Annotated in this window: 20 protein-coding genes; 14 read left to right on the forward strand and 6 right to left on the reverse strand. The window is 61.2% G+C overall.

Annotated features, from left to right (window positions below; genetic code table 11):
* Positions 1-14: 14 nt before the first annotated feature.
* Entirely contained in the window at positions 15-725 is a 711-nt protein-coding gene (locus tag K3175_RS00545; RefSeq protein ID WP_221541434.1) for an SDR family NAD(P)-dependent oxidoreductase, read from the reverse strand.
* A gap of 110 nt (positions 726-835) precedes the next feature.
* On the opposite strand from K3175_RS00545, the gene sdhC reads away from it, so the two are divergent.
* From sdhC to K3175_RS00580, 7 genes are all read left to right on the forward strand, one after another.
* Positions 836-1,216 carry a succinate dehydrogenase, cytochrome b556 subunit gene (gene sdhC / locus K3175_RS00550; protein ID WP_221541435.1) on the forward strand — a complete coding sequence of 127 codons (381 nt, stop codon included), beginning with the start codon at positions 836-838 and terminating at the stop codon, positions 1,214-1,216.
* An 8-nt stretch (positions 1,217-1,224) separates the two neighbouring features.
* A complete protein-coding gene (gene sdhD, locus K3175_RS00555; RefSeq protein ID WP_221541436.1) occupies positions 1,225-1,611 on the forward strand; it encodes a succinate dehydrogenase, hydrophobic membrane anchor protein in 387 nt (128 codons plus the stop codon).
* On the forward strand, positions 1,611-3,452 hold the full coding sequence (sdhA, locus tag K3175_RS00560) for a succinate dehydrogenase flavoprotein subunit (protein ID WP_221541437.1): 1,842 nt from the start codon (positions 1,611-1,613) through the stop codon (positions 3,450-3,452). Before sdhD ends, sdhA begins: the two co-directional genes overlap by 1 nt.
* Before the next feature lies 1 nt (position 3,453).
* Complete coding sequence (locus K3175_RS00565) at positions 3,454-4,575, forward strand: saccharopine dehydrogenase family protein (RefSeq protein WP_221541438.1); 1,122 nt, start codon at positions 3,454-3,456, stop codon at positions 4,573-4,575.
* Positions 4,572-5,015 (forward strand): thiol-disulfide oxidoreductase DCC family protein, encoded by a 444-nt coding sequence (locus tag K3175_RS00570; RefSeq protein WP_345719286.1) that lies wholly within the window; start codon positions 4,572-4,574, stop codon positions 5,013-5,015. Before K3175_RS00565 ends, K3175_RS00570 begins: the two co-directional genes overlap by 4 nt.
* On the forward strand, positions 5,012-5,860 hold the full coding sequence (locus K3175_RS00575) for a glycoside hydrolase (RefSeq protein WP_247710606.1): 849 nt from the start codon (positions 5,012-5,014) through the stop codon (positions 5,858-5,860). The genes K3175_RS00570 and K3175_RS00575 overlap by 4 nt, the downstream gene beginning before the upstream one ends.
* Before the next feature lie 82 nt (positions 5,861-5,942).
* Positions 5,943-6,539, forward strand: a complete 597-nt coding sequence (locus K3175_RS00580) for a hypothetical protein (RefSeq protein ID WP_221541439.1) — start codon at positions 5,943-5,945, stop codon at positions 6,537-6,539.
* Here the strand turns inward: K3175_RS00580 and K3175_RS00585 are convergent.
* The 3 genes from K3175_RS00585 to ypfJ all read right to left on the reverse strand — a co-directional run bounded on the left by K3175_RS00585 (position 6,536) and on the right by ypfJ (position 8,794).
* The gene (locus K3175_RS00585; RefSeq protein ID WP_221541440.1) at positions 6,536-7,162 is read right to left on the reverse strand and encodes a peptidylprolyl isomerase; all 627 of its coding nucleotides are present in this window, start codon (positions 7,160-7,162) and stop codon (positions 6,536-6,538) included. The two genes, K3175_RS00580 and K3175_RS00585, sit on opposite strands and share 4 nt — an antisense overlap.
* 25 nt (positions 7,163-7,187) lie before the next feature.
* The gene (locus tag K3175_RS00590) at positions 7,188-7,748 is read right to left on the reverse strand and encodes an ATP-dependent Clp protease proteolytic subunit (RefSeq protein WP_221542299.1); all 561 of its coding nucleotides are present in this window, start codon (positions 7,746-7,748) and stop codon (positions 7,188-7,190) included.
* A 191-nt stretch (positions 7,749-7,939) separates the two neighbouring features.
* On the reverse strand, positions 7,940-8,794 hold the full coding sequence (gene ypfJ, locus K3175_RS00595) for a KPN_02809 family neutral zinc metallopeptidase (protein WP_221541441.1): 855 nt from the start codon (positions 8,792-8,794) through the stop codon (positions 7,940-7,942).
* Positions 8,795-8,883: 89 nt separating this feature from the next.
* Between ypfJ and K3175_RS00600 the strand changes: the two genes are divergently transcribed.
* The 5 genes from K3175_RS00600 to K3175_RS00620 all read left to right on the forward strand — a co-directional run bounded on the left by K3175_RS00600 (position 8,884) and on the right by K3175_RS00620 (position 13,614).
* Positions 8,884-9,639: a 3-hydroxybutyrate dehydrogenase gene (locus K3175_RS00600; RefSeq protein WP_221541442.1), complete on the forward strand. Its 756-nt coding sequence runs from the start codon at positions 8,884-8,886 to the stop codon at positions 9,637-9,639.
* The gene (locus K3175_RS00605; RefSeq protein ID WP_221541443.1) at positions 9,636-10,316 is read left to right on the forward strand and encodes a hypothetical protein; all 681 of its coding nucleotides are present in this window, start codon (positions 9,636-9,638) and stop codon (positions 10,314-10,316) included. The genes K3175_RS00600 and K3175_RS00605 overlap by 4 nt, the downstream gene beginning before the upstream one ends.
* A gap of 36 nt (positions 10,317-10,352) precedes the next feature.
* Complete coding sequence (guaB, locus tag K3175_RS00610; protein ID WP_221541444.1) at positions 10,353-11,858, forward strand: IMP dehydrogenase; 1,506 nt, start codon at positions 10,353-10,355, stop codon at positions 11,856-11,858.
* A 15-nt stretch (positions 11,859-11,873) separates the two neighbouring features.
* Positions 11,874-13,052: an RsmB/NOP family class I SAM-dependent RNA methyltransferase gene (locus tag K3175_RS00615; RefSeq protein ID WP_221541445.1), complete on the forward strand. Its 1,179-nt coding sequence runs from the start codon at positions 11,874-11,876 to the stop codon at positions 13,050-13,052.
* Positions 13,053-13,113: 61 nt separating this feature from the next.
* Positions 13,114-13,614, forward strand: coding sequence for a tetratricopeptide repeat protein (locus K3175_RS00620; RefSeq protein WP_221541446.1), 501 nt, complete (start codon positions 13,114-13,116; stop codon positions 13,612-13,614).
* 69 nt (positions 13,615-13,683) lie between these two features.
* On the opposite strand, the gene K3175_RS00625 is transcribed toward K3175_RS00620, so the two are convergent.
* Positions 13,684-14,157 (reverse strand): RNA pyrophosphohydrolase, encoded by a 474-nt coding sequence (locus tag K3175_RS00625; protein ID WP_221541447.1) that lies wholly within the window; start codon positions 14,155-14,157, stop codon positions 13,684-13,686.
* Positions 14,154-15,104, reverse strand: a complete 951-nt coding sequence (locus K3175_RS00630) for an alpha/beta hydrolase (RefSeq protein ID WP_221541448.1) — start codon at positions 15,102-15,104, stop codon at positions 14,154-14,156. The genes K3175_RS00625 and K3175_RS00630 overlap by 4 nt, the downstream gene beginning before the upstream one ends.
* Before the next feature lie 170 nt (positions 15,105-15,274).
* On the opposite strand from K3175_RS00630, the gene K3175_RS00635 reads away from it, so the two are divergent.
* Both K3175_RS00635 and K3175_RS00640 read left to right on the forward strand, forming a co-directional pair.
* Positions 15,275-17,209, forward strand: coding sequence for a 2-oxoacid:acceptor oxidoreductase subunit alpha (locus K3175_RS00635; protein WP_221541449.1), 1,935 nt, complete (start codon positions 15,275-15,277; stop codon positions 17,207-17,209).
* Positions 17,209-18,243, forward strand: a complete 1,035-nt coding sequence (locus K3175_RS00640) for a 2-oxoacid:ferredoxin oxidoreductase subunit beta (protein ID WP_221541450.1) — start codon at positions 17,209-17,211, stop codon at positions 18,241-18,243. Before K3175_RS00635 ends, K3175_RS00640 begins: the two co-directional genes overlap by 1 nt.
* Positions 18,244-18,417: the final 174 nt, after the last annotated feature.

Consider the following 18,417-nt stretch of genomic DNA (forward strand, 5'->3'; position numbering starts at 1 on the left):
GGGAAATGAGATACTTAGCGGACATAGCTCGCCCCGTTAGCATCCAGCGTCGCACCCGTCATGCTCGCTGGCGCGTCGAGTGCGCAGAATTCGATCAGCCGCGCGATTTCTTCAGGTTCGGCCACGCGGCCAAGCGGAATGTCCGCCAGCAGGCCGGGCCCGCCACGGCTTTCCAGATAATCCCCAGCCATAGCCGTGTCGGTAAAGCCCGGAGTGATCGCGAAGCTCAGAATACCCTCGCAGGCATAGGCCCGCGCGATGCTTTTATGCATCGCCAGCATACCGCCTTTGCTGGCCGCATATTGCCAGTGCGCGGGCGAATCGCCGCGGTGTCCTGCGCGACTCGCCACATGGACGATGCGGCCAGTGCAGCCACGTTCCTGCCAATGGCGGACGGCAAAACGGCTCAGCTGAGCGGCTGCGGTGAGATTGATCCGCATCGTATCCTCCCATGCATCGAGCCATTCGATATCCGATCGCTCGATCGGATTGGGATCGAACAGGCCGGCATTGTTCACCAGCACGTCGATCTTGCCGCCAGACCGGGCGAGGGCGGCGTGCCATAATTCGTGCGGCGCATTGGGTTCGCAGAAATTCGAAGGAACCGTATCTTCGCGGTCGGTGCGGGTGGCTTGGCCGATGACCTTGGCGCCGCGCGCTTCGAGTGCCGATTTGGCTGCTGCGCCGATTCCGCGGGAAGAGCCGGTAAGAAGGATGCTTGTCATGCAACCCGCTATTCGGAATTTTGCAGCAGATGTCGAGGCCGTGTGCCTTGCGTGGGCCGTCATCTTCGCTAAGGAGGCCCCACTGAATTCACGTAACGGACAAGGCATCTATGGCAAACCGCCCGCTTTCACCGCATCTGCAAATCTGGAAATGGGGTCCGCACATGCTGGTCTCGATCCTCCACCGCGTGACGGGGGACGGATTGGCACTGGTTGGCCTCACCGTGCTGCTGTGGTGGCTGGGTGCGATGGCGGGCGGGCCGGAAAGCTACGCCACCTTTGCAGACATCATGGGCTCGCCGATCGGAATCATCGTGCTGGTCGGCCTGAGCTGGGCGTTCTTCACCCACATGATGAGCGGCCTGCGCCATTTCGTCCTCGACATCGGCGCCGGTTACGAACTCGATACGAACAAGACCTGGTCGATCCTGTCGCCGGTTCTCGGTATTCTCCTCACCGTCGCCTTCTGGGCGGTGATCCTTCTCAAGTGAGCCAAATCATGAGTGACGGAACTCCCATCGGACGCGTGCGCGGGCTGGGCCCGGCGCATGAAGGCGCGCATCACTGGCTGGTGCAGCGTTTCACCGCCATCGGCAATCTCGTGCTGATGCTGTTTCTTGCGATCAGCCTCGCGCTGCTCCCGGCCTATGATTATGCAGCGGTGACGGGATGGGCATCGCAGACGCTCCCGGCGACTGCGCTCGCGCTCCTGATCGTCAGCGTTTTCTGGCACGCGCGCCTCGGCCTGCAGGTGCTGGTCGAAGATTATGTCCACGACGCCGGCTCCAAATTCGCCGCAATCACCCTTCTCAACCTTGCAACTATCGGCGGCGGCGCTTTCGGCCTCATCTCGATCGCCCGCATCGCCCTCGGAGGAGCCGTCTGATGGCCCGTACCGACACATTCGAAATCGGCGGTCGCAGCTACCCGATCATTGACCATGTCTATGACGCAGTGGTCGTGGGCGCCGGCGGTTCTGGTTTGCGCGCCACCATGGGCAGCGCCGAAGCCGGTCTGAAAACGGCCTGCATCACCAAGGTCTTCCCCACCCGCTCGCACACCGTTGCTGCTCAGGGCGGTATCGCCGCCAGCCTCGGCAACAACACGCCAGACCACTGGTCGTGGCATATGTACGACACCGTCAAGGGTTCCGACTGGCTCGGCGACCAGGACGCGATCGAATATATGGTCCGCGAAGCGCCGCAGGCGGTTTACGAGCTGGAGCATGCCGGGGTGCCCTTCAGCCGTAACGACGACGGCACGATCTACCAGCGTCCGTTCGGCGGCCACATGCAGAATATGGGCGAAGGCCCGCCGGTGCAGCGCACCTGCGCAGCGGCCGACCGCACCGGCCACGCCATGCTCCACGCGCTCTACCAGCAGAGCCTGAAGTATGACGCGGACTTCTTCATCGAATATTTCGCGCTCGATCTGATCATGGAAGATGGCCCTGACGGCAAGGTTTGCCGCGGCGTGATTGCCATGTGTCTCGATGACGGGACGATCCATCGCTTCCGCAGTCAGGCTGTGGTCCTCGCGACCGGCGGTTATGGCCGCTGCTACTTCACGGCTACTTCGGCCCATACCTGCACTGGTGACGGCGGCGGCATGGTTCTGCGCGCAGGCCTCCCGCTTCAGGACATGGAATTCGTTCAGTTCCACCCGACCGGCATTTACGGAGCAGGCGTGCTGATCACAGAAGGTGCGCGCGGCGAGGGTGGTTATCTGACCAACTCCGAAGGTGAGCGCTTCATGGAGCGTTATGCACCCTCGGCCAAGGACCTTGCATCGCGCGATGTCGTGTCGCGCTCGATGGCACTCGAAATGCGCGAAGGCCGCGGTGTCGGCCCGGATGGCGACCACATTTTCCTGCACCTCGATCACATCGATCCGAAGGTGCTGGGTGAACGCCTGCCGGGTATCACCGAAAGCGGCAAGATCTTTGCCGGTGTAGACCTCACCAAGCAGCCCCTGCCGGTTACGCCGACCGTGCATTACAACATGGGCGGCATCCCGACCAACTTCCACGGCGAAGTGCTGGCGGGTGATCCGGGCGATCCGGAGAAGATCGTACCCGGTCTGTTTGCTGCCGGCGAAGCGGGCTGCGTCTCGGTCCACGGTGCGAACCGTCTCGGCTCCAACTCGCTGATCGATTTGGTGGTGTTTGGCCGCGCTATCGGACACCGACTGCGCGATACGGTGAAGCCCGGCGCGAGCCAGGCGGAACTGCCGTCGAGCAGCGCGGACATGGCGCTTGGCCGTCTCGATCACTTCCGTCACGCAGACGGCGGATCGCCAACTGCGGAAGTACGCGCGGAAATGCAGAAGGGTATGCAGAAGCACGCCGCAGTTTTCCGCGACAGCAAGCTGCTGGCCGAAGGCGTCGACGTGTTGAAGAACGTGAATAAGCGGATGGAAGACATCAAGGTCTTCGACCGCTCCCTGATCTGGAACAGCGATCTCGTCGAAACGCTCGAGCTCGACAATCTGATCGCGCAGGCCAATGTCACCATGGCTTCCGCCGAAAATCGCAAGGAAAGTCGCGGTGCGCACGCGCATGAGGATTTCCCGGATCGGAACGATGCGGAGTGGATGAAGCACACCATCGCCTGGTTCGAAGGCTGGGGCGGCAGCGGCGGCGGCGTGAAGATCGATTACCGCCCGGTCCACGAATACACGCTCACCGACGACGTGAAATATATCGAGCCGAAGAAGCGGGTGTACTAAGGTGGCGCGCGCGCCGGGTCGGCCCCTGCGCGTCGCTGTCATCGGAGGTTACGGCAATTTCGGCGGCTATGTCGCGCGCGCCCTGGCAAGCGATCCGCAGATCGAACTGGTGATCTGCGGGCGCGATGGGGCCAAGGCCCGCCGCTTTGCCGCAATGCTGGGTGCCGCCAATCCAGCTACCGGCGAGACGGTCGATATTACATCTCCGCCGGAGGAGATGCTGCGCGGCATCGACCCAGACCTCGTGATAAACATGGTTGGCCCTTACAATGGGCAGGGTTACGGCGTCGCACGCGCGGCCATCTCGGCCGGAGCGCATTACTGTGACATCGCGGATGCGCGCGACTTCGTTTGCGGCATTACGGAGCTCGAAGTTGACGCCAAGGCGCGCGGCGTGGTGGTGCTGGCAGGCGCAAGCTCCGTGCCCGCGCTGACCGCAGCCTATTGCGATGCGGCGCTCGGCGAAATGGCAGAATTACGCTGCGTCGAATATGGCATCAGCGGAGCCGAGCAGGCCAATCGCGGGGCTGGGACGGTGGCGGCGGTGCTGTCCTACGTCGGCGAGCACTTCACACGCTTGCGTCAGGGGAGGATGCAGCGCGAGACAGGGTGGCGGGGGCTGGAATCCGTGACCTATCCTGAATTGGGCACACGCTGGTTCTCCGCCGGTAACGTTCCCGATCTGGAGATTTTCCCTCAGCGTTACCGTGGCCTTACCGACCATCGCTTTCTTGCAGGCCACGAAGTTGCGCCGCTCCACTTCGGTTTGTGGATTGCGGGATTGCTGCGGCGATGGCGGCTGCTACCCAATCTGGCGCGCTTCGCGCCGCTGCTTGTCCAGCTGTCTCGCCCCTTCAATGACTTGAGCAAGGGGCGCAGCGGGTTTTATATGGTTATCGAAGGCGTGGATCCTGCCGGGCAGTCCGTCAGCCGGCGGCACTGGATCATCGCGCGCAGTGGTGACGGCCCGAATATACCAGTTATCCCGGTCATCCTCATCGCCAGGAAACTCGCGCGCGGTGTACAGCTGGCGCCAGGTGCGAGGCCGTGCCTGGATGTCATAACGCTCGACGAATACCGGAATGCCTTTGCCGAGCTCGACGTAAGCTGGATAGACGAGTGATACGACCACCTTACAGCTATCGGGAAGACCCCGACGTTCCTCTATTCGACGATAGCCGCCCGCTCTTCATCTTCGACAATATCTGCGTGCTTTGTTCGGGAGGGGTGAACTTCCTGATGAAGCAGGACCGCAAGGGCGCCATCGCCTTCACCAGCGCTCAGGGTCCGCTAGGTAGTGCGCTGTATCGCCATTACGAAATGGCCATCGATGAAACCTACCTCTTCCTTGCCGATGGCAGGGCTTACGGGATGAGCGAGGGGTATTTTCAGCTGGCCAAGAGGCTTGGCGGGATGTGGAGGCTTACCCTCGTCGCACGGCTTGTGCCGCGGCCACTGCGCGATGCGATCTATCGGATGATTGCTCGCAATCGCTACCGCTGGTTCGGCAAGACGCAGGCCTGCGCACAGCTCACGCCGGAACAACGCGCGCGTCTACTATGAAACGCGCCGTTGCCATCCTTGCGCTGCTAGCCACCGGCTGCGTTACCGTGCAGCGCTTGCCGGAAAGTGAAGGGTTTTACCGCAAACAGGTCGTCGCGGACGGAATCCCAATCCAGTCGAGCGAGCGGGTCCCTGACGAAGCGCTGCTCGCCGCGCGCGACATGACCCGGGGCATGCTGAGCAATCGTCCCGAGCTGGCCAACTGGCTTGCTGCCAACGACTACCGGGTGGCGATTATCGCCGAGCAAGAGGCGCTGCTCGATCTGCCGGACAAGGCAAACTGGACCAAGCCAGCGCGGGACGATCCGAGGCTGACGCGCTGCGAACTCAAGCATTATGATACCCGCATCGGTGCCATGAGCGACCGTGCCTATTGGGATGCGCGCGCCCGCGGCATTGGCGGGCCGCGCTCAGTCGGCTCGGAAGAGGATGTGCTGGGTCTGCCGACCACGCGCTACTGGGGCGAAACGATCTTCGTGCACGAGATGGCGCACAATATCCTTTTCGCCATCGAGGCTGTGGATCCGAAGCTGTATCGCGAAGTCGAGGAAGCCTACGCCAATGCGCTGGCGAGTGATCTGTGGCTCAACGAATATGCGACCACGACCATCCAGGAATATTGGGCGGAAGGCACCCAGATCTGGTTCAATTCCAACCGTTTGGTTGTGGTCGAAGGGACGCGCATTTTAAACCATCCAGACCTGAAGGATTACGACCCTCAGCTCTACTCAGCACTGGCCAAGGCGTATGGGGCAAACCATCGTCTCAAGTCCGATCCCTTCTGGATGAGCGCCGCACGCGTGCCGCCTGGGCCAATCCCGAAGAATACCGCAGAGGAATGTTGAGAGCCTCTTTGAGTTGTAACGGAACTTTTACAGCCAGCTTCTAGCGTTAAGTTGCGGATCAAAATCAGAAAGCGGGTGGAGCATGAGTTTCGGCCGTAAGGGGCTGGCTCCGGGAGGGCGCCCGGCAAAACTAGACGGCTTGTCGCCGGCAGGCAGCGGTGGATTGAAAGGAGATCCCCTAGCTGGTCATGCGGTGCGCAAGTTCGACATAACGCCTAAACCGCTGACCATGTTTTTGTGCTTGATCCTCTTCGGTGCCGGTGCCCTCGTCATGGTCGAAAAGGTCCTCGACCCACGAGGAGTGGTCATCAATGGAATGATCACCCTGGGGCCGCTCGGAGCCGACTTGCTTTTCGGTCTTCTGGCTCTCTTTGCTGTCGCGGCGGCGTTCGCGGGTGGTCTGGAACTCGTGTCAGGCCTGACTTCCAAGACCTTTCTCACCCTCGACGGCAACGCAGTTGAAGGGAGGGGGAGCCCACTCTCGCGCAAATCCAGGCGCCTGTCCTATGCCTCGATTGTCGATGTCTCGCTCAGTAGGTACAAGGGTAATCATTTCGTGAAGATCGTGAGCGATAACGGCGAGAAAATTCGGATCGGGTCGGATAATTTCCGCTCCAAAGACGATTTCGCTGAATTTCTCGATCTACTCGGAGACCGTATTGCGAGCGCGCGTCGTTAGTCTTCCGAAACTCGCCTGACATCGATTATCGTTACCGGTTGCGCCAGCATCTGACCTTTCATCCAGCCTTCGCCAGCCTCCGGATCGCGCGGCGAGGCGTGGATCGCACGGACGACATCCATCCCCTCGACGACATAACCGAAAACTGCATAGCCTGCGCGTAGGTTGGGATCTTCGCTGGCTGCATGGGCGTCCAAGCCGGTCTGATCCTTGATCATGATCGAAAAGTCGCCCGTCGCAGTACCGGGTTCGAGACGCGCCATCGAAAGTGCGCCATCGGTATGGGTCAGACCGGTCTGGTCGGTGGGCTCGTGCGCTATCCCGTCCAGAATGCGGTCCGGATCGTTCTGAGTCCCGCCCTGGATCAAACCATTGGGCGGATCCCCCCAGTCGAGATGCATGGCGCGATAGAACACGGTGCCATCGAACCGATCTTCATCCACGTAACGGAGGAAATTGCGCGAGGTTAGCGGTGCCCGTTCGGTTTCCAGTGCCACCGTGATATCTCCAGCGGTGGTTTCCAGCATTACCAGCGTGGTTTCGTGGACCGTTTGGGGATCGGCGTCTTGTGCGGCCAGTGGGCTCGCAGCCAAAGCGGCCAGGGAGATGAACGTCCTGATCATTTGGCGATCCTAATCTGACCGAGCCTCAGATGATATCCGAAATCAATCCGCGGCGTTTTGCTTCTTCTGAACCGATATACCAGTTGTCAGGCGCCTTATCCCGAATTTCCTCGAAGTCGACCTCGGATCCATCTGCCAGAGACCTGAAGCCCGCTTCCTCGATGGCGATCGACTGGTCGATTTCGTTCAGCGCGGCTTTGAGCTGCGCGATGCAGCTGCGCAGCGGTCCGGAAAGGTTTATAGTTTTGGCGATCTGGCGCTCGTGCACCAGCAATGTGGTGTCGCGCGTTAAGAAGCGGCATTCGACGGGGAAGCCCGCCATGAAAGTCGCTCCGGCGGAGTACACCGCGGCTTTGCCAAGGAAATATATCGTGCGCCCTGCTTCGCGCAGAAGGCGAATATCGTCCGCCATCGCCCGCGCGATTTCCGGGTTGCCGCCAAGGGTGGTTAGCGCAACGACCAGAGGCCCCTCTTTTGGCGCCGCGCTCAACTGATTACGGAATTCGGCATACATCGCCTCATCCACGCTGCCCATCAGGCGAAGCTGGGGGGCGGTCAGCACAGTCTGACGGTCCTGTTTTTCCATTCTGGTCTTTCCCTTTTGACCGGGGAGATGAACCCATCCAGTGGTTGAGAGACCAGCTTGTTCCGTAGAAATCCCGCCGCCAGCAGAACAGTTCAAGAAATTGTTGGAAGAATGACGTTCATTCGTGCTGAAAAAAAAGGGGCGCGGCCAGCTCGGACCACGCCCCTTTTTGCTCCATTCCAAGGAGGCACTTAGCCCATATTGGTATATTGGTCGCAAACGCTGTCATCGCCCCTGAGCCCGGCACGCAATGCCTCGCTGCGCTGGGCGCTGGTGCCGTGGGTGAAGTTTTCGGAGGAAACGCGGCCGCCGGTCAGGCGATCGTCGCCGATGGCTGCTGCTGCTTGCATGCCTTCCTCGATGTCGCCGGGCTCGATGAGATTGCGGTTCTTGCCAGCCCATACGCCGGCATAACAGTCGGCCTGCAACTCCATCCGGACCTGAAGCTGATTGGCCGCGCGCGGGTTCTGCTGCTGAGCGCTTGCTATCTGACCGGAAATGCCGGTGATCGTCTGGATGTGATGACCATATTCATGGGCGACCACATAATAGCGTGCGAAATCGCCGCGGTTGCCACTCATTTGAGCAAGTTGGTCGTAAAAATTAACGTCGATATAAATACGCTGGTCGGCGGGGCAGTAAAAGGGGCCCATACCGACGGACCCTGTACCGCATCCTGTCTGGAACTGATTGGCGGTCGCGAAGCGCAATCCGGGTTGACGGAAGCGGTCGCCCAAGCCCTGTTCGCGGAAAACCCGCGCCCAGGTGTCGTTGAGCGAGGTTAGTGCATTACAGGTCTCGGTGGCATAGGCGTTCGAGGAACAGATCGCCTGTTCATCTTCGTTCTGTGGAACTTGCTCCGCCGATCCTTGCTGGACACTTTCGACTGTGGCCGCAGTCTGCATGGGGTCCAATCCGAAGACGAAGTATCCCAGCGCTGCGAGGATGATCGTGCCGCAGCCGATGCCCCCGGCCTTGCCAACGCCGCCCCGACCACCGGTAGTTCCGACGTCGATCTTACTGGTATCGAATGGATTGAGCCGCATGTGAGTCCCCTCTGTATTGGCCGCTTTACAGCGCGCTCCCTGTGCGCGATGGCCGTGACTGATTGTAGCCCCAACGCTCGGAGAGCAAAATGTTTCTCGAAGGTAAGCGCGCACTAGTCACCGGATCGACCAGCGGCATCGGCCTCGCCATCGCCAGGGCCTTGGCCAGGGAGGGGGCCAGCATCGTCCTCAACGGCTTTGGCGATGAGAGCGAAATCGCAAAATTGTGCGAGGAACTGGGCGCCACACACTCCGGTTCCGATCTGACCGACGTAGCTCAGATCGAGGAGATGATGGCGGAGGCGGGCGGGGTGGACATTCTCGTCAACAATGCAGGTCTGCAGCATGTATCTCCGGTGGAAGAATTCCCAGTCGAGAAATGGGACACGATCATCGCGCTCAATCTCACGGCTGCCTTCCATACCACGCGCCTTTCCGTCCCGGGAATGAAAGAGAAGGGCTGGGGGCGCATCATCAATACCGCCAGCGCGCATTCGAAAGCGGCCTCGCCCTACAAAAGCGCCTATATTTCGGCAAAGCATGGACTTGCCGGATTCACCAAGACGATCGCGCTCGAACTGGCCGAACACGGCATTACCGCGAACTGCATCAGCCCCGGTTATGTCTGGACGCCGCTGGTGGAAAACCAGATACCGGACACGATGAAGGCCCGCGGGATGACGCGCGAGCAGGTGATGAACGACGTGCTGCTCGCCAAGCAACCGACGAAGAAGTTCGTCCAGCCCGAGGAACTCGGCGCGCTGGCTGTATTCCTTTGCCGTGACGAGGCGCAGAACGTGAACGGCGCGAACTGGAGCGTCGATGGCGGGTGGACGGCGGAGTGAACACTATACGTCCGCTATTAATTGCATTTATTGCTTTGTTTTTGGAGGTTCCCACTTTCGCTTGTGCAATGGTGAAGCAGCAGGTTATCGAAGATATCAATCAAGCTGATTTCATAGTTTCTGCTAATGTGGAAAAATACGAGCTTGTTCAGCATCCCGAATACAAGAATGCTGAGTTTGCTCTTTTTACAATCAAGATCGATCGCAGCTTCAAAGGCAATCTTGCAGGCATACAACACGTAAGATGGCACAATTCGACTTTCGGCTTGCCTCAAACTCGACCGAATCCCCAGCTCATCCTGCTAGCGGGCAATTTCTCAAGTGATTCAGATGAAGGCTTGCCTCAAATTTATCCTCTGCAGGTTTTTCAAATAAGTTGCTCCTCAGCGTTTATCTTTCCGTACGATCGCCAATACGAAGAACAGGTCTGGCGAGCCGTAAATGGCCTCATTTCATGGGATACGCTTGAGGATGCCCTGTATGCTGAGCCGGTTTTTAGTCCTGCAATATCAAGCGGTTCGACACCGACTGAATCGGTGATTGGTAGGGAAAACCAAAATGACGACTATGAGAGTAATTTTGGGGGTGTTTTCTCGATACTTGCAGCAGTAATTTCTTCTGGTTTCTTTGCATATTTCGGTTTCCGTTTGTTTGGTCCGACGCGAAGGGACGCTTGAAGTGAAGCACTAGCTAATCCCGGTCACCATCGTTACATGGGCCGCCACATTTCACCCCCCGGCAGGCGATTCTTAACAGTGGCACATCTCGACATCCCCCTCGGCCTTACTTTCGACGACGTGCTCCTGCGTCCAGCCGAGAGCGATATCCTGCCATCCATGGCCAATACTACCACGCGCCTCACTCGCGACATCCAGATCAACATTCCGGTCCTGTCGTCTGCCATGGACACTGTGACAGAGGCGGACATGGCCATCGCCATGGCGCAGCTTGGCGGTATCGGTGTGCTGCACCGTAATTTCGAGGTCGACGAACAGGCCGCCGCCGTGCGGGCCGTGAAGCGCTATGAAAGCGGTATGGTCGTCAATCCCATTACCATCCTGCCCGATGCCACGCTGGGTGATGCGCAGCAGATCATGACTGCCAACCGCATCAGCGGCATTCCCGTCACCGATCGCAGCGGGAAGCTGGTCGGCATTCTGACCAATCGCGATGTGCGCTTCGCTGAAAACCCCCGCCAGCAGGTCAGCGAACTGATGACCACCGAGAACCTCGCCACCGTGCCGTTGGGTACCGGCCAGGAGGAAGCACGCCGGCTCCTTCATCAGCGGCGGATCGAGAAGCTGTTGGTTGTGGACGACGGTGGGCGCTGCGTTGGGCTGATCACGGTGAAGGATATCGAAAAGGCGGTCGCTTACCCGCATGCCACCAAGGACGAGCAGGGCCGCCTTCGTGTTGCTGCTGCCACCACTGTGGGCGACAAGGGTTTCGAACGTACCGAAGCGCTGATCGATGCGGGCGTCGACGTGGTTGTCATCGACACGGCGCACGGCCACAACAAGGAAGTGTCCAAATCGGTCGAGCGCGTAAAGAAGCTCTCCAATGCGGTCCAGGTCATCGCAGGCAATGTTGCCACGGGCGAAGCCACCAAGGCGCTGTGTGGCGCTGGCGCCGATGCGGTGAAGGTCGGCATCGGTCCGGGTTCGATCTGCACCACGCGCGTGGTTGCCGGTGTCGGTGTGCCGCAGCTGACCGCGATCATGGATAGTGTCGAAGAAGCGGACAAGCAGGGCGTGCCGGTGATCGGCGACGGCGGACTTCGCACCAGTGGCGATGCGGCGAAGGCTCTGGCAGGTGGCGCCAGCTCCATCATGGTAGGGTCCATGCTCGCCGGTACCGAGGAAGCGCCGGGCGAAACGTTCATCTATCAGGGCCGCAGCTACAAAAGCTATCGCGGCATGGGCAGCGTGGGCGCAATGGCACGCGGCAGCGCGGACCGTTATTTCCAGGCTGACGTGTCGCAGCAGAAACTCGTGCCTGAAGGCATCGAAGGCCAGGTGCCGTACAAGGGGCCAGCAAGCGCGGTCGTTCACCAGCTCGTCGGCGGGATCAAGGCGGCCATGGGCTATACCGGCAGCGCCACCATCGAGGACTTGCGCAAGAACGCGAACTTCGTGCGCATTACCAATGCGGGCCTGACCGAGAGCCACGTCCACGATGTGTCGATCACTCGCGAAGCGCCCAACTATCCGACGCGCTGATCTGGGAGGGGACGCATGACCCCCGCTGCCCGTGTCCAGACCTCGATAGAGTTGCTCGACACGATCATAGACGCCGCGCGCTCGAAAGGTGCGCCTGCCGACCGGATTCTGGCCGAGTGGTTTCGTGGCAATCGCTTCGCAGGATCCAAGGACCGGCGCGCCATCCGCGAACTGGTCTATTCGGCTATCCGCGCCTGCGGGCCTGTTCCCGAAACCGGCCGTGCGGCGATGCTGCGGTTGGCCCAGACGGACGAGAGCCTGGCGCCGCTCTTCGACGGGTCCAATTACGGCCCGGCGCCCCTTGCTGAAGGCGAAATCGCTGCGCAGGGCGGTATTGCCCCGGATTGGCTTGCCCGCCGACTTGCGGCCTCTGACATTACGGCTGACGAAGCCGAAGCCCTACTTGAGCGCGCACCGCTCGATCTGCGGGTCAACACTCTTAAGGCAGAGCGCGCCACGCTTTCGCTCCCGCTATCGGGCGAGCAGACAGCTGCGCCCCACGGCCTGCGCATTGAAGCGGGCACGCAGGTAGAGCAATGGCCTGAATGGCGCGATGGCAAGGTGGAGGTTCAGGACACTGGCTCGCAGCTCGCCTGTCTTGCGGTTGGTGCAAAGCCCGGCGAAACCATCATCGATCTCTGCGCCGGGGGAGGGGGCAAGACCCTCGCGCTGGCAGCGGCGATGGACAACCTTGGCCACCTGATCGCGTCGGACACCGACCGCGGGCGTCTTTCACGCTTGCAGCCCCGCGCCGAGCGGGCAGGGGCCAGCATCATCGAGACGCGGCTACTCGACCCCAAGCGCGAGTTCGAAGCCTTGGCGGACCTCGAAGGCCAGGCGGATGCGATCATGGTGGATGCGCCATGTTCCGGCACCGGCACATGGCGGCGCAATCCAGAGGCGCGGTGGCGGTTGGACGAGCAGGAGCTTGCGCGGCTGACAGCTTTGCAGGCCGACCTGCTTGACCTCGCCGCCCGTCTGGTGAAGCCCGGTGGCCGGCTGATTTATGTCACCTGCTCCCTGCTCGATGAAGAGGGTGCGGACCAGTTTGCAGCCTTCCTCCAGAGGGCGCAGCGCTTCAGACAGCACGAGCTTTCGCTCCCCGCTGGCCGAGTACGCGGGAACGGCATCCGCTTATCACCGTACCGTGAAGGCACGGATGGATTTTTCATCGCCTGTGCAGCTCGACCATGATAGTTCCGGGATTATGGTTAGCACCATTCCCCCCGCGCACAGATCGCTGACGGAGACCATAATGCGTTTTGCCCCCGCCGCCGCCGCCCTGTCACTGGCCTTCGCCATGACTGCCAGCGTTAGCTACGGGCAAATGCGCGACCCAGACCCGCGGGCCGGAATGCTTATCGCTCAGGGTGAAGCATCTCTCAACGCCGGTGACACGCAAGGTGCCATCGACGCCTTCGAAGCCGCGCTTGCCGTGGATCCGGGATATACGCCTATCTTCCTCCATTTGGGCGAAGCGGCGCGGGCCGACGAATTGCAGGGCAAGGCGATCCGTTACTATCGCGAGGCGCTGGACCGCGATCCGGGCAACCTCGCCGCCATTTCGGGCGAAGGTGCGGCGATGGCGGAAAAGGGCGCGCTGGAGAAGGCACGCCTCAACCTGGCGAAAGTCCAATCCCTCTGTGGTGAAAATTGCCCCGAAACGCGTGAGCTTGCCGCTGCCATTGCCGCAGGTCCGCATACGCAGGTTCTGACCGCAGAGGCGAATATCGAACCACAGCCGCAGCAAAACTGATTGCTGTTACAGCGCTGCGCACTGGGGCCGGTCCTCAGCGTGTGGCAATCCAAGCCGCGCTTGATTTGATCAGATCAGCGCGCGAAACTCTTCCAGAACAGCGCGGTAGACCCGTTTCTTGAAAGGAACTATCAGGTCGGGCAGCTGCTCCGCATCGACCCATTTCCAGTCGCAAAATTCGGCCGGATCGTGCGCCTGAAGGTCGATATCGTCATCGGTGCCGGAGAACCGCGCCAGGAACCACACCTGCTCCTGTCCGCGATATTTTCCGCCCCACAGCTTGCCGATCAGTTCCTCGGGCAAATCGTACCGAATGGGCTCCTCGGTCTGACGGATCAGCGACACATGCGCTGCCTGCGCCCCGGTTTCCTCGGCCAGTTCACGCAGCGCCGCTTCCTTCAGATCTTCGCCTTCATCGACGCCGCCCTGGGGCATCTGCCACCAATCGCCTTCTTTATTGTCGATCCGGCGGCCGACGAAAACGCGCCCTTCGCTATTTACCAGCATTACGCCGACGCAGGGCCGGTAACCGAGTTCGCTCACTTGTAACGCTCCACCATCAGATGAACGGCATCGAGAAAGGCGTCGAGGTCCTGCTGGCCGCTCGGAATCGCTTTCCGCAATGTCGTGAAACCATGAATTATACCGGGGAATTCGAGATAGACCACCTCTGTCCCCTGCTGCACGAGATGTGCGGCATACTCGCGCCCGGAATCGCGCAAGGGATCGAGGCCCGCCGTACACAGGACAGTCGGCGGCGTGCCAGAGCAATCGCCCACCATCGGGATGTTGCGCGGATCTGCGGGGTCGGCCCCATATTGCCGCGTGAACCAGCTCATCGTCGCGCCAGTCAGCAGGTAACCCTCGGCGAAATCGGCAAATGACCGGTGGTCCGCGATGTCGCTGGCAACCGGATAGATCGGCGCCTGCACGATGACCGGGACCTTGGCTGGCCGGCTGACCAGCTGGTTCGTCGTCACAATGGTGAGATTGCCGCCTGCACTGTCGCCCGTGATAATCATACCCGTGATGTCCCGCCCGAGCGCTTCGGGCGAGGAGGCGAGCCAGCGCGCGGCGGCCTCGCAATCGTCGGGGGCGGCGGGGAAGGGATGCTCGGGCGCCAGACGGTAATCGACCGACACCACCGGCAGGTCGAGCTGGAATGCAATCTCGGTACACAGCGAATTGTAGACTTCCAGATCGCCGATCACGAAGCCGCCACCGTGAAGGAACAGCACGCAGGGGCCGGGATCGCGGCTTTCGCGCGTATCGTAAAAACGCAGCGGTATGTCGCCCGCCGGTCCTGGGCAGGTCAGATCCTTTATCACGGTAACATCGCGCGGCGGCGCTTCGGCGAGCCCGCCCATGGCGCGCATCTGCTTGCGGCCCTCGGCCGCGCCCACGGCTTCCACGCCCTTTGCGTCCATCGCCTGCAGCATGGCGAGGAAGGTGCGAACATCGTCGCGTACGAAATGTTCGGTGTCGGGCATGGGTCTCTCCTTGAGTTGCGAAAAGGGACTTAGCCACTCGGCAAAGCTTTTCCACCTGCCTTTTTCCCGCTAGCAGAGAAACTTCATTGCGAGAGCAGGGCGTGCCTCCTAGGTGGCGCTCCCGATGACATTGCGCCCATCGCGTGGCGCGCGACAAGGAATTTGAACGGATGGCAACAGCCGCCACCGCGCCGCAAGACGGCCTCCCCGCAAGCCCCGATGCCATCGTCGTGCGTTTCGCCGGCGACTCGGGTGACGGCATGCAGCTGACCGGAGGGCAGTTCACGCTGTCCACCGCGCTCGCCGGAAACGATCTCGCGACCTTCCCGGATTTCCCAGCGGAAATTCGGGCGCCGCAGGGCACGCTGTTCGGCGTCTCGGCGTTCCAGATCAATTTCGGCAGCCGCGCCATCAACACCGCAGGCGATGCGCCCGACGTGCTGGTGGCGATGAACCCGGCGGCACTCAAGGTGAACCTTGCGGCGCTCAAGCCCGGCGGCCTGATCATCGCGGACACCGGCGCCTTCACCAAACGCAACCTCGACAAGGCGCATTACGAAGCCAACCCGCTTGAAGACGGCAGCCTTGCGAAGTTTGACGTGCTGGCTTTCGACATCAGCGAAAAGACGATCGAGGCGGTCAAGCCCTTCGGCCTTGGCAACAAGGATGCGCTCAGGTCCAAGAACATGTGGACGCTGGGCCTCGCGCTGTGGATGTTCGACCGTCCGCGCGAACCGATCCATGACTGGCTGAAAGCCAAGTTCAAATCCAAGCCCGATATCGCCGACGCCAATATCGCCGCGCTCGATGCGGGCCACGCCTATGGCGAGACGGCGGAGCTGGCAGGGCCAGTCAAGCAGCTGACCATGCCTCCGGTGCAAAGCGAACCGGGTCTCTATCGCACCATTACCGGCGCGGAAGCCGTGTCGCTTGGCCTTGTTGCAGGGGCGCAGCTGGCCGAACTGCCGATGTTCTTCGGCGGCTATCCCATCACGCCCGCCTCGGCTATCCTGCACCACCTCGCGCGGCTGAAGGAATTCGGTGTCACCACCTTCCAGGCGGAAGACGAAATCGCCGCCGTGTGTGCCGCCATCGGCGCAAGCTGGGCCGGGCAGCTCGGCGTAACTTCGTCCTCCGGTCCGGGCATCGCGCTTAAGACCGAGGCGATCGGCCTCGGCATCATGACCGAACTGCCGCTGGTGATCGTGAACTCGCAGCGCGGCGGTCCGTCGACCGGCCTGCCGACCAAGACCGAGCAGAGCGACCTCTATCAGGCAGTCTATGGCCGCAACGGCGATGCGCCCATGCCGGTGATTGCCGCGCGCAGCCCCTCTGATGCGTTCGAAGTCGCAATCGAGGCCTGCCGGATCGCGGTCGAATACATGACCCCGGTCATGCTGCTGACCGATGGCTATATCGCCAATGCCGCCGAGCCGTGGAAGGTGCCGGACCCCGCCGGTTTCAAGCCGTTCCCCGCGCAATTCCTCACCGAACCGCGCGGAGAGGAACTGCTGCCTTACAAGCGCGACGAGAAGGGCGCGCGCCCCTGGATCAAGCCCGGCACGCCCGGCATGATGCACCGCATCGGCGGGATCGAAAAGCACGAGGAAACGGGGAATATCGACTATTCGCCCGATAACCACCAGCGCATGACCGACCTGCGTAAGGCGAAGGTCGAGAATATCGCCGTGCCCGATCAGGAAGTGGCGCTGGGCGAAGACAGCGGCACGCTCGCCGTCGTGGGCTGGGGCAGCACTTATGGTCCGATCCACCAGGCCGTGCGCCGCAGCATCGCCAAGGGTTGCTCGGTCAGCCATATCCACGTGCGCCACATCTGGCCCATGCCGAAGAATCTGGGCGAGCTGCTCAAGGGCTTCGACAAGGTGCTGGTGCCGGAAATGAACACCGGCCAGTTCAAGACCGTCCTGCGCGATCAGTTCCTCGTCGATGCGCAGCCGCTGACCAAGACCAGCGGCCAGCCATTCCAGATCGCCGAGCTAGAGCGCGAGATCGCGAAATATTTTGACGGCATCGAAGGCAACGAAGGCGGCGAGGTTGCGGTCAATGACCAGCAGCTTCCCAGCCCGATTGCGGAGAACGACTAATGAACGCACCCGTTAAGATCGAAACCACGCTGAAGGATTGGGAAACCGATCAGGAAGTTCGCTGGTGCCCGGGTTGCGGGGACTATGCCATCCTCAAGGCCGTTCAGCGCACGCTGCCGCAACTTGGCTGCGATCCGGCGAAGACCGTCTTCATCAGCGGCATCGGCTGTTCGAGCCGCTTTCCCTATTACATGGAAACCTACGGCTTCCACACGATCCACGGCCGCGCGCCGGCCTTTGCGACGGGTGCGAAGCTGGCCAATCCGGAGCTCGACGTCTGGCTGGTAACGGGTGACGGCGACGGGCTTTCCATTGGCGGCAACCATCTGATGCATGTGCTGCGCCGCAACGTGAACATGCAGATCATGCTGTTCAACAACGAGATCTACGGCCTCACCAAGGGTCAGGCTTCGCCGACCAGCCGCGAAGGCACCAAATCGCCTTCGACCCCCATCGGCAGTTACGATCACCCGGCCCGCCCGGCAGCCTTTGCGCTGGGCGCAGGCGCGCGCTTCGTCGGCCGCGGTTTCGACGTGTCGAAGAACCTGCCCGAAGTGCTCAAGGCCGCGCATGCCCACAAGGGCGCAGCCTTCATCGAGATTTTCCAGAACTGCATCGTCTACAACAAGGATGTGTTCGACGATTTCGCCGCCCCCAAGGGTGCGGAAGATCGCCAGCTCTGGCTCGAAAACGGCAAGCCGATGCTGTTCGCCAAGGACAGCAAGGGCATCACGCTCAACCGCGAGACGCTTAGCCTCGAAGTTGTCGACGTGGTCGATGGCGATTGGGAAGCTGCGGGAGTGATTGTGCACGATGTCACCAATCGCTCGATTGCGCATATGCTGGTAGAAATGCCCTTCGGCCCGTTCCCGATGGCGCTCGGCGTGCTTTACGACGATCCGACCCCGACCTTCGAAGACGCTGTCATCGAAGAGCGCAAGATGGCGAGCCAGGGCAAGGAAGCCAATCTCGCCAAACTGCTCGGCAAGGGGCAGACCTGGACCGTCAGCGGAACGGCGCAGGATCCGATCTGAGATTACTGGTTCGCGCCGCCAATTAACGGCGCAAACCAAATCGCTTTCCTACATTGCCAGCGCGCGTTACGCCCGTTGGGCAATGGATCGGCCCACACCTTTTTCTTTCGCAAATGCTCGTCAGGGCAGCGTTTCTGTCGCCCAATCGGGCAGCACGGTTTGCAACCCCAGGAC

The sequence above is a fragment of the Qipengyuania aestuarii genome (assembly GCF_019711535.1).
GTDB classification, from domain to species: Bacteria; Pseudomonadota; Alphaproteobacteria; order Sphingomonadales; family Sphingomonadaceae; genus Qipengyuania; species Qipengyuania aestuarii.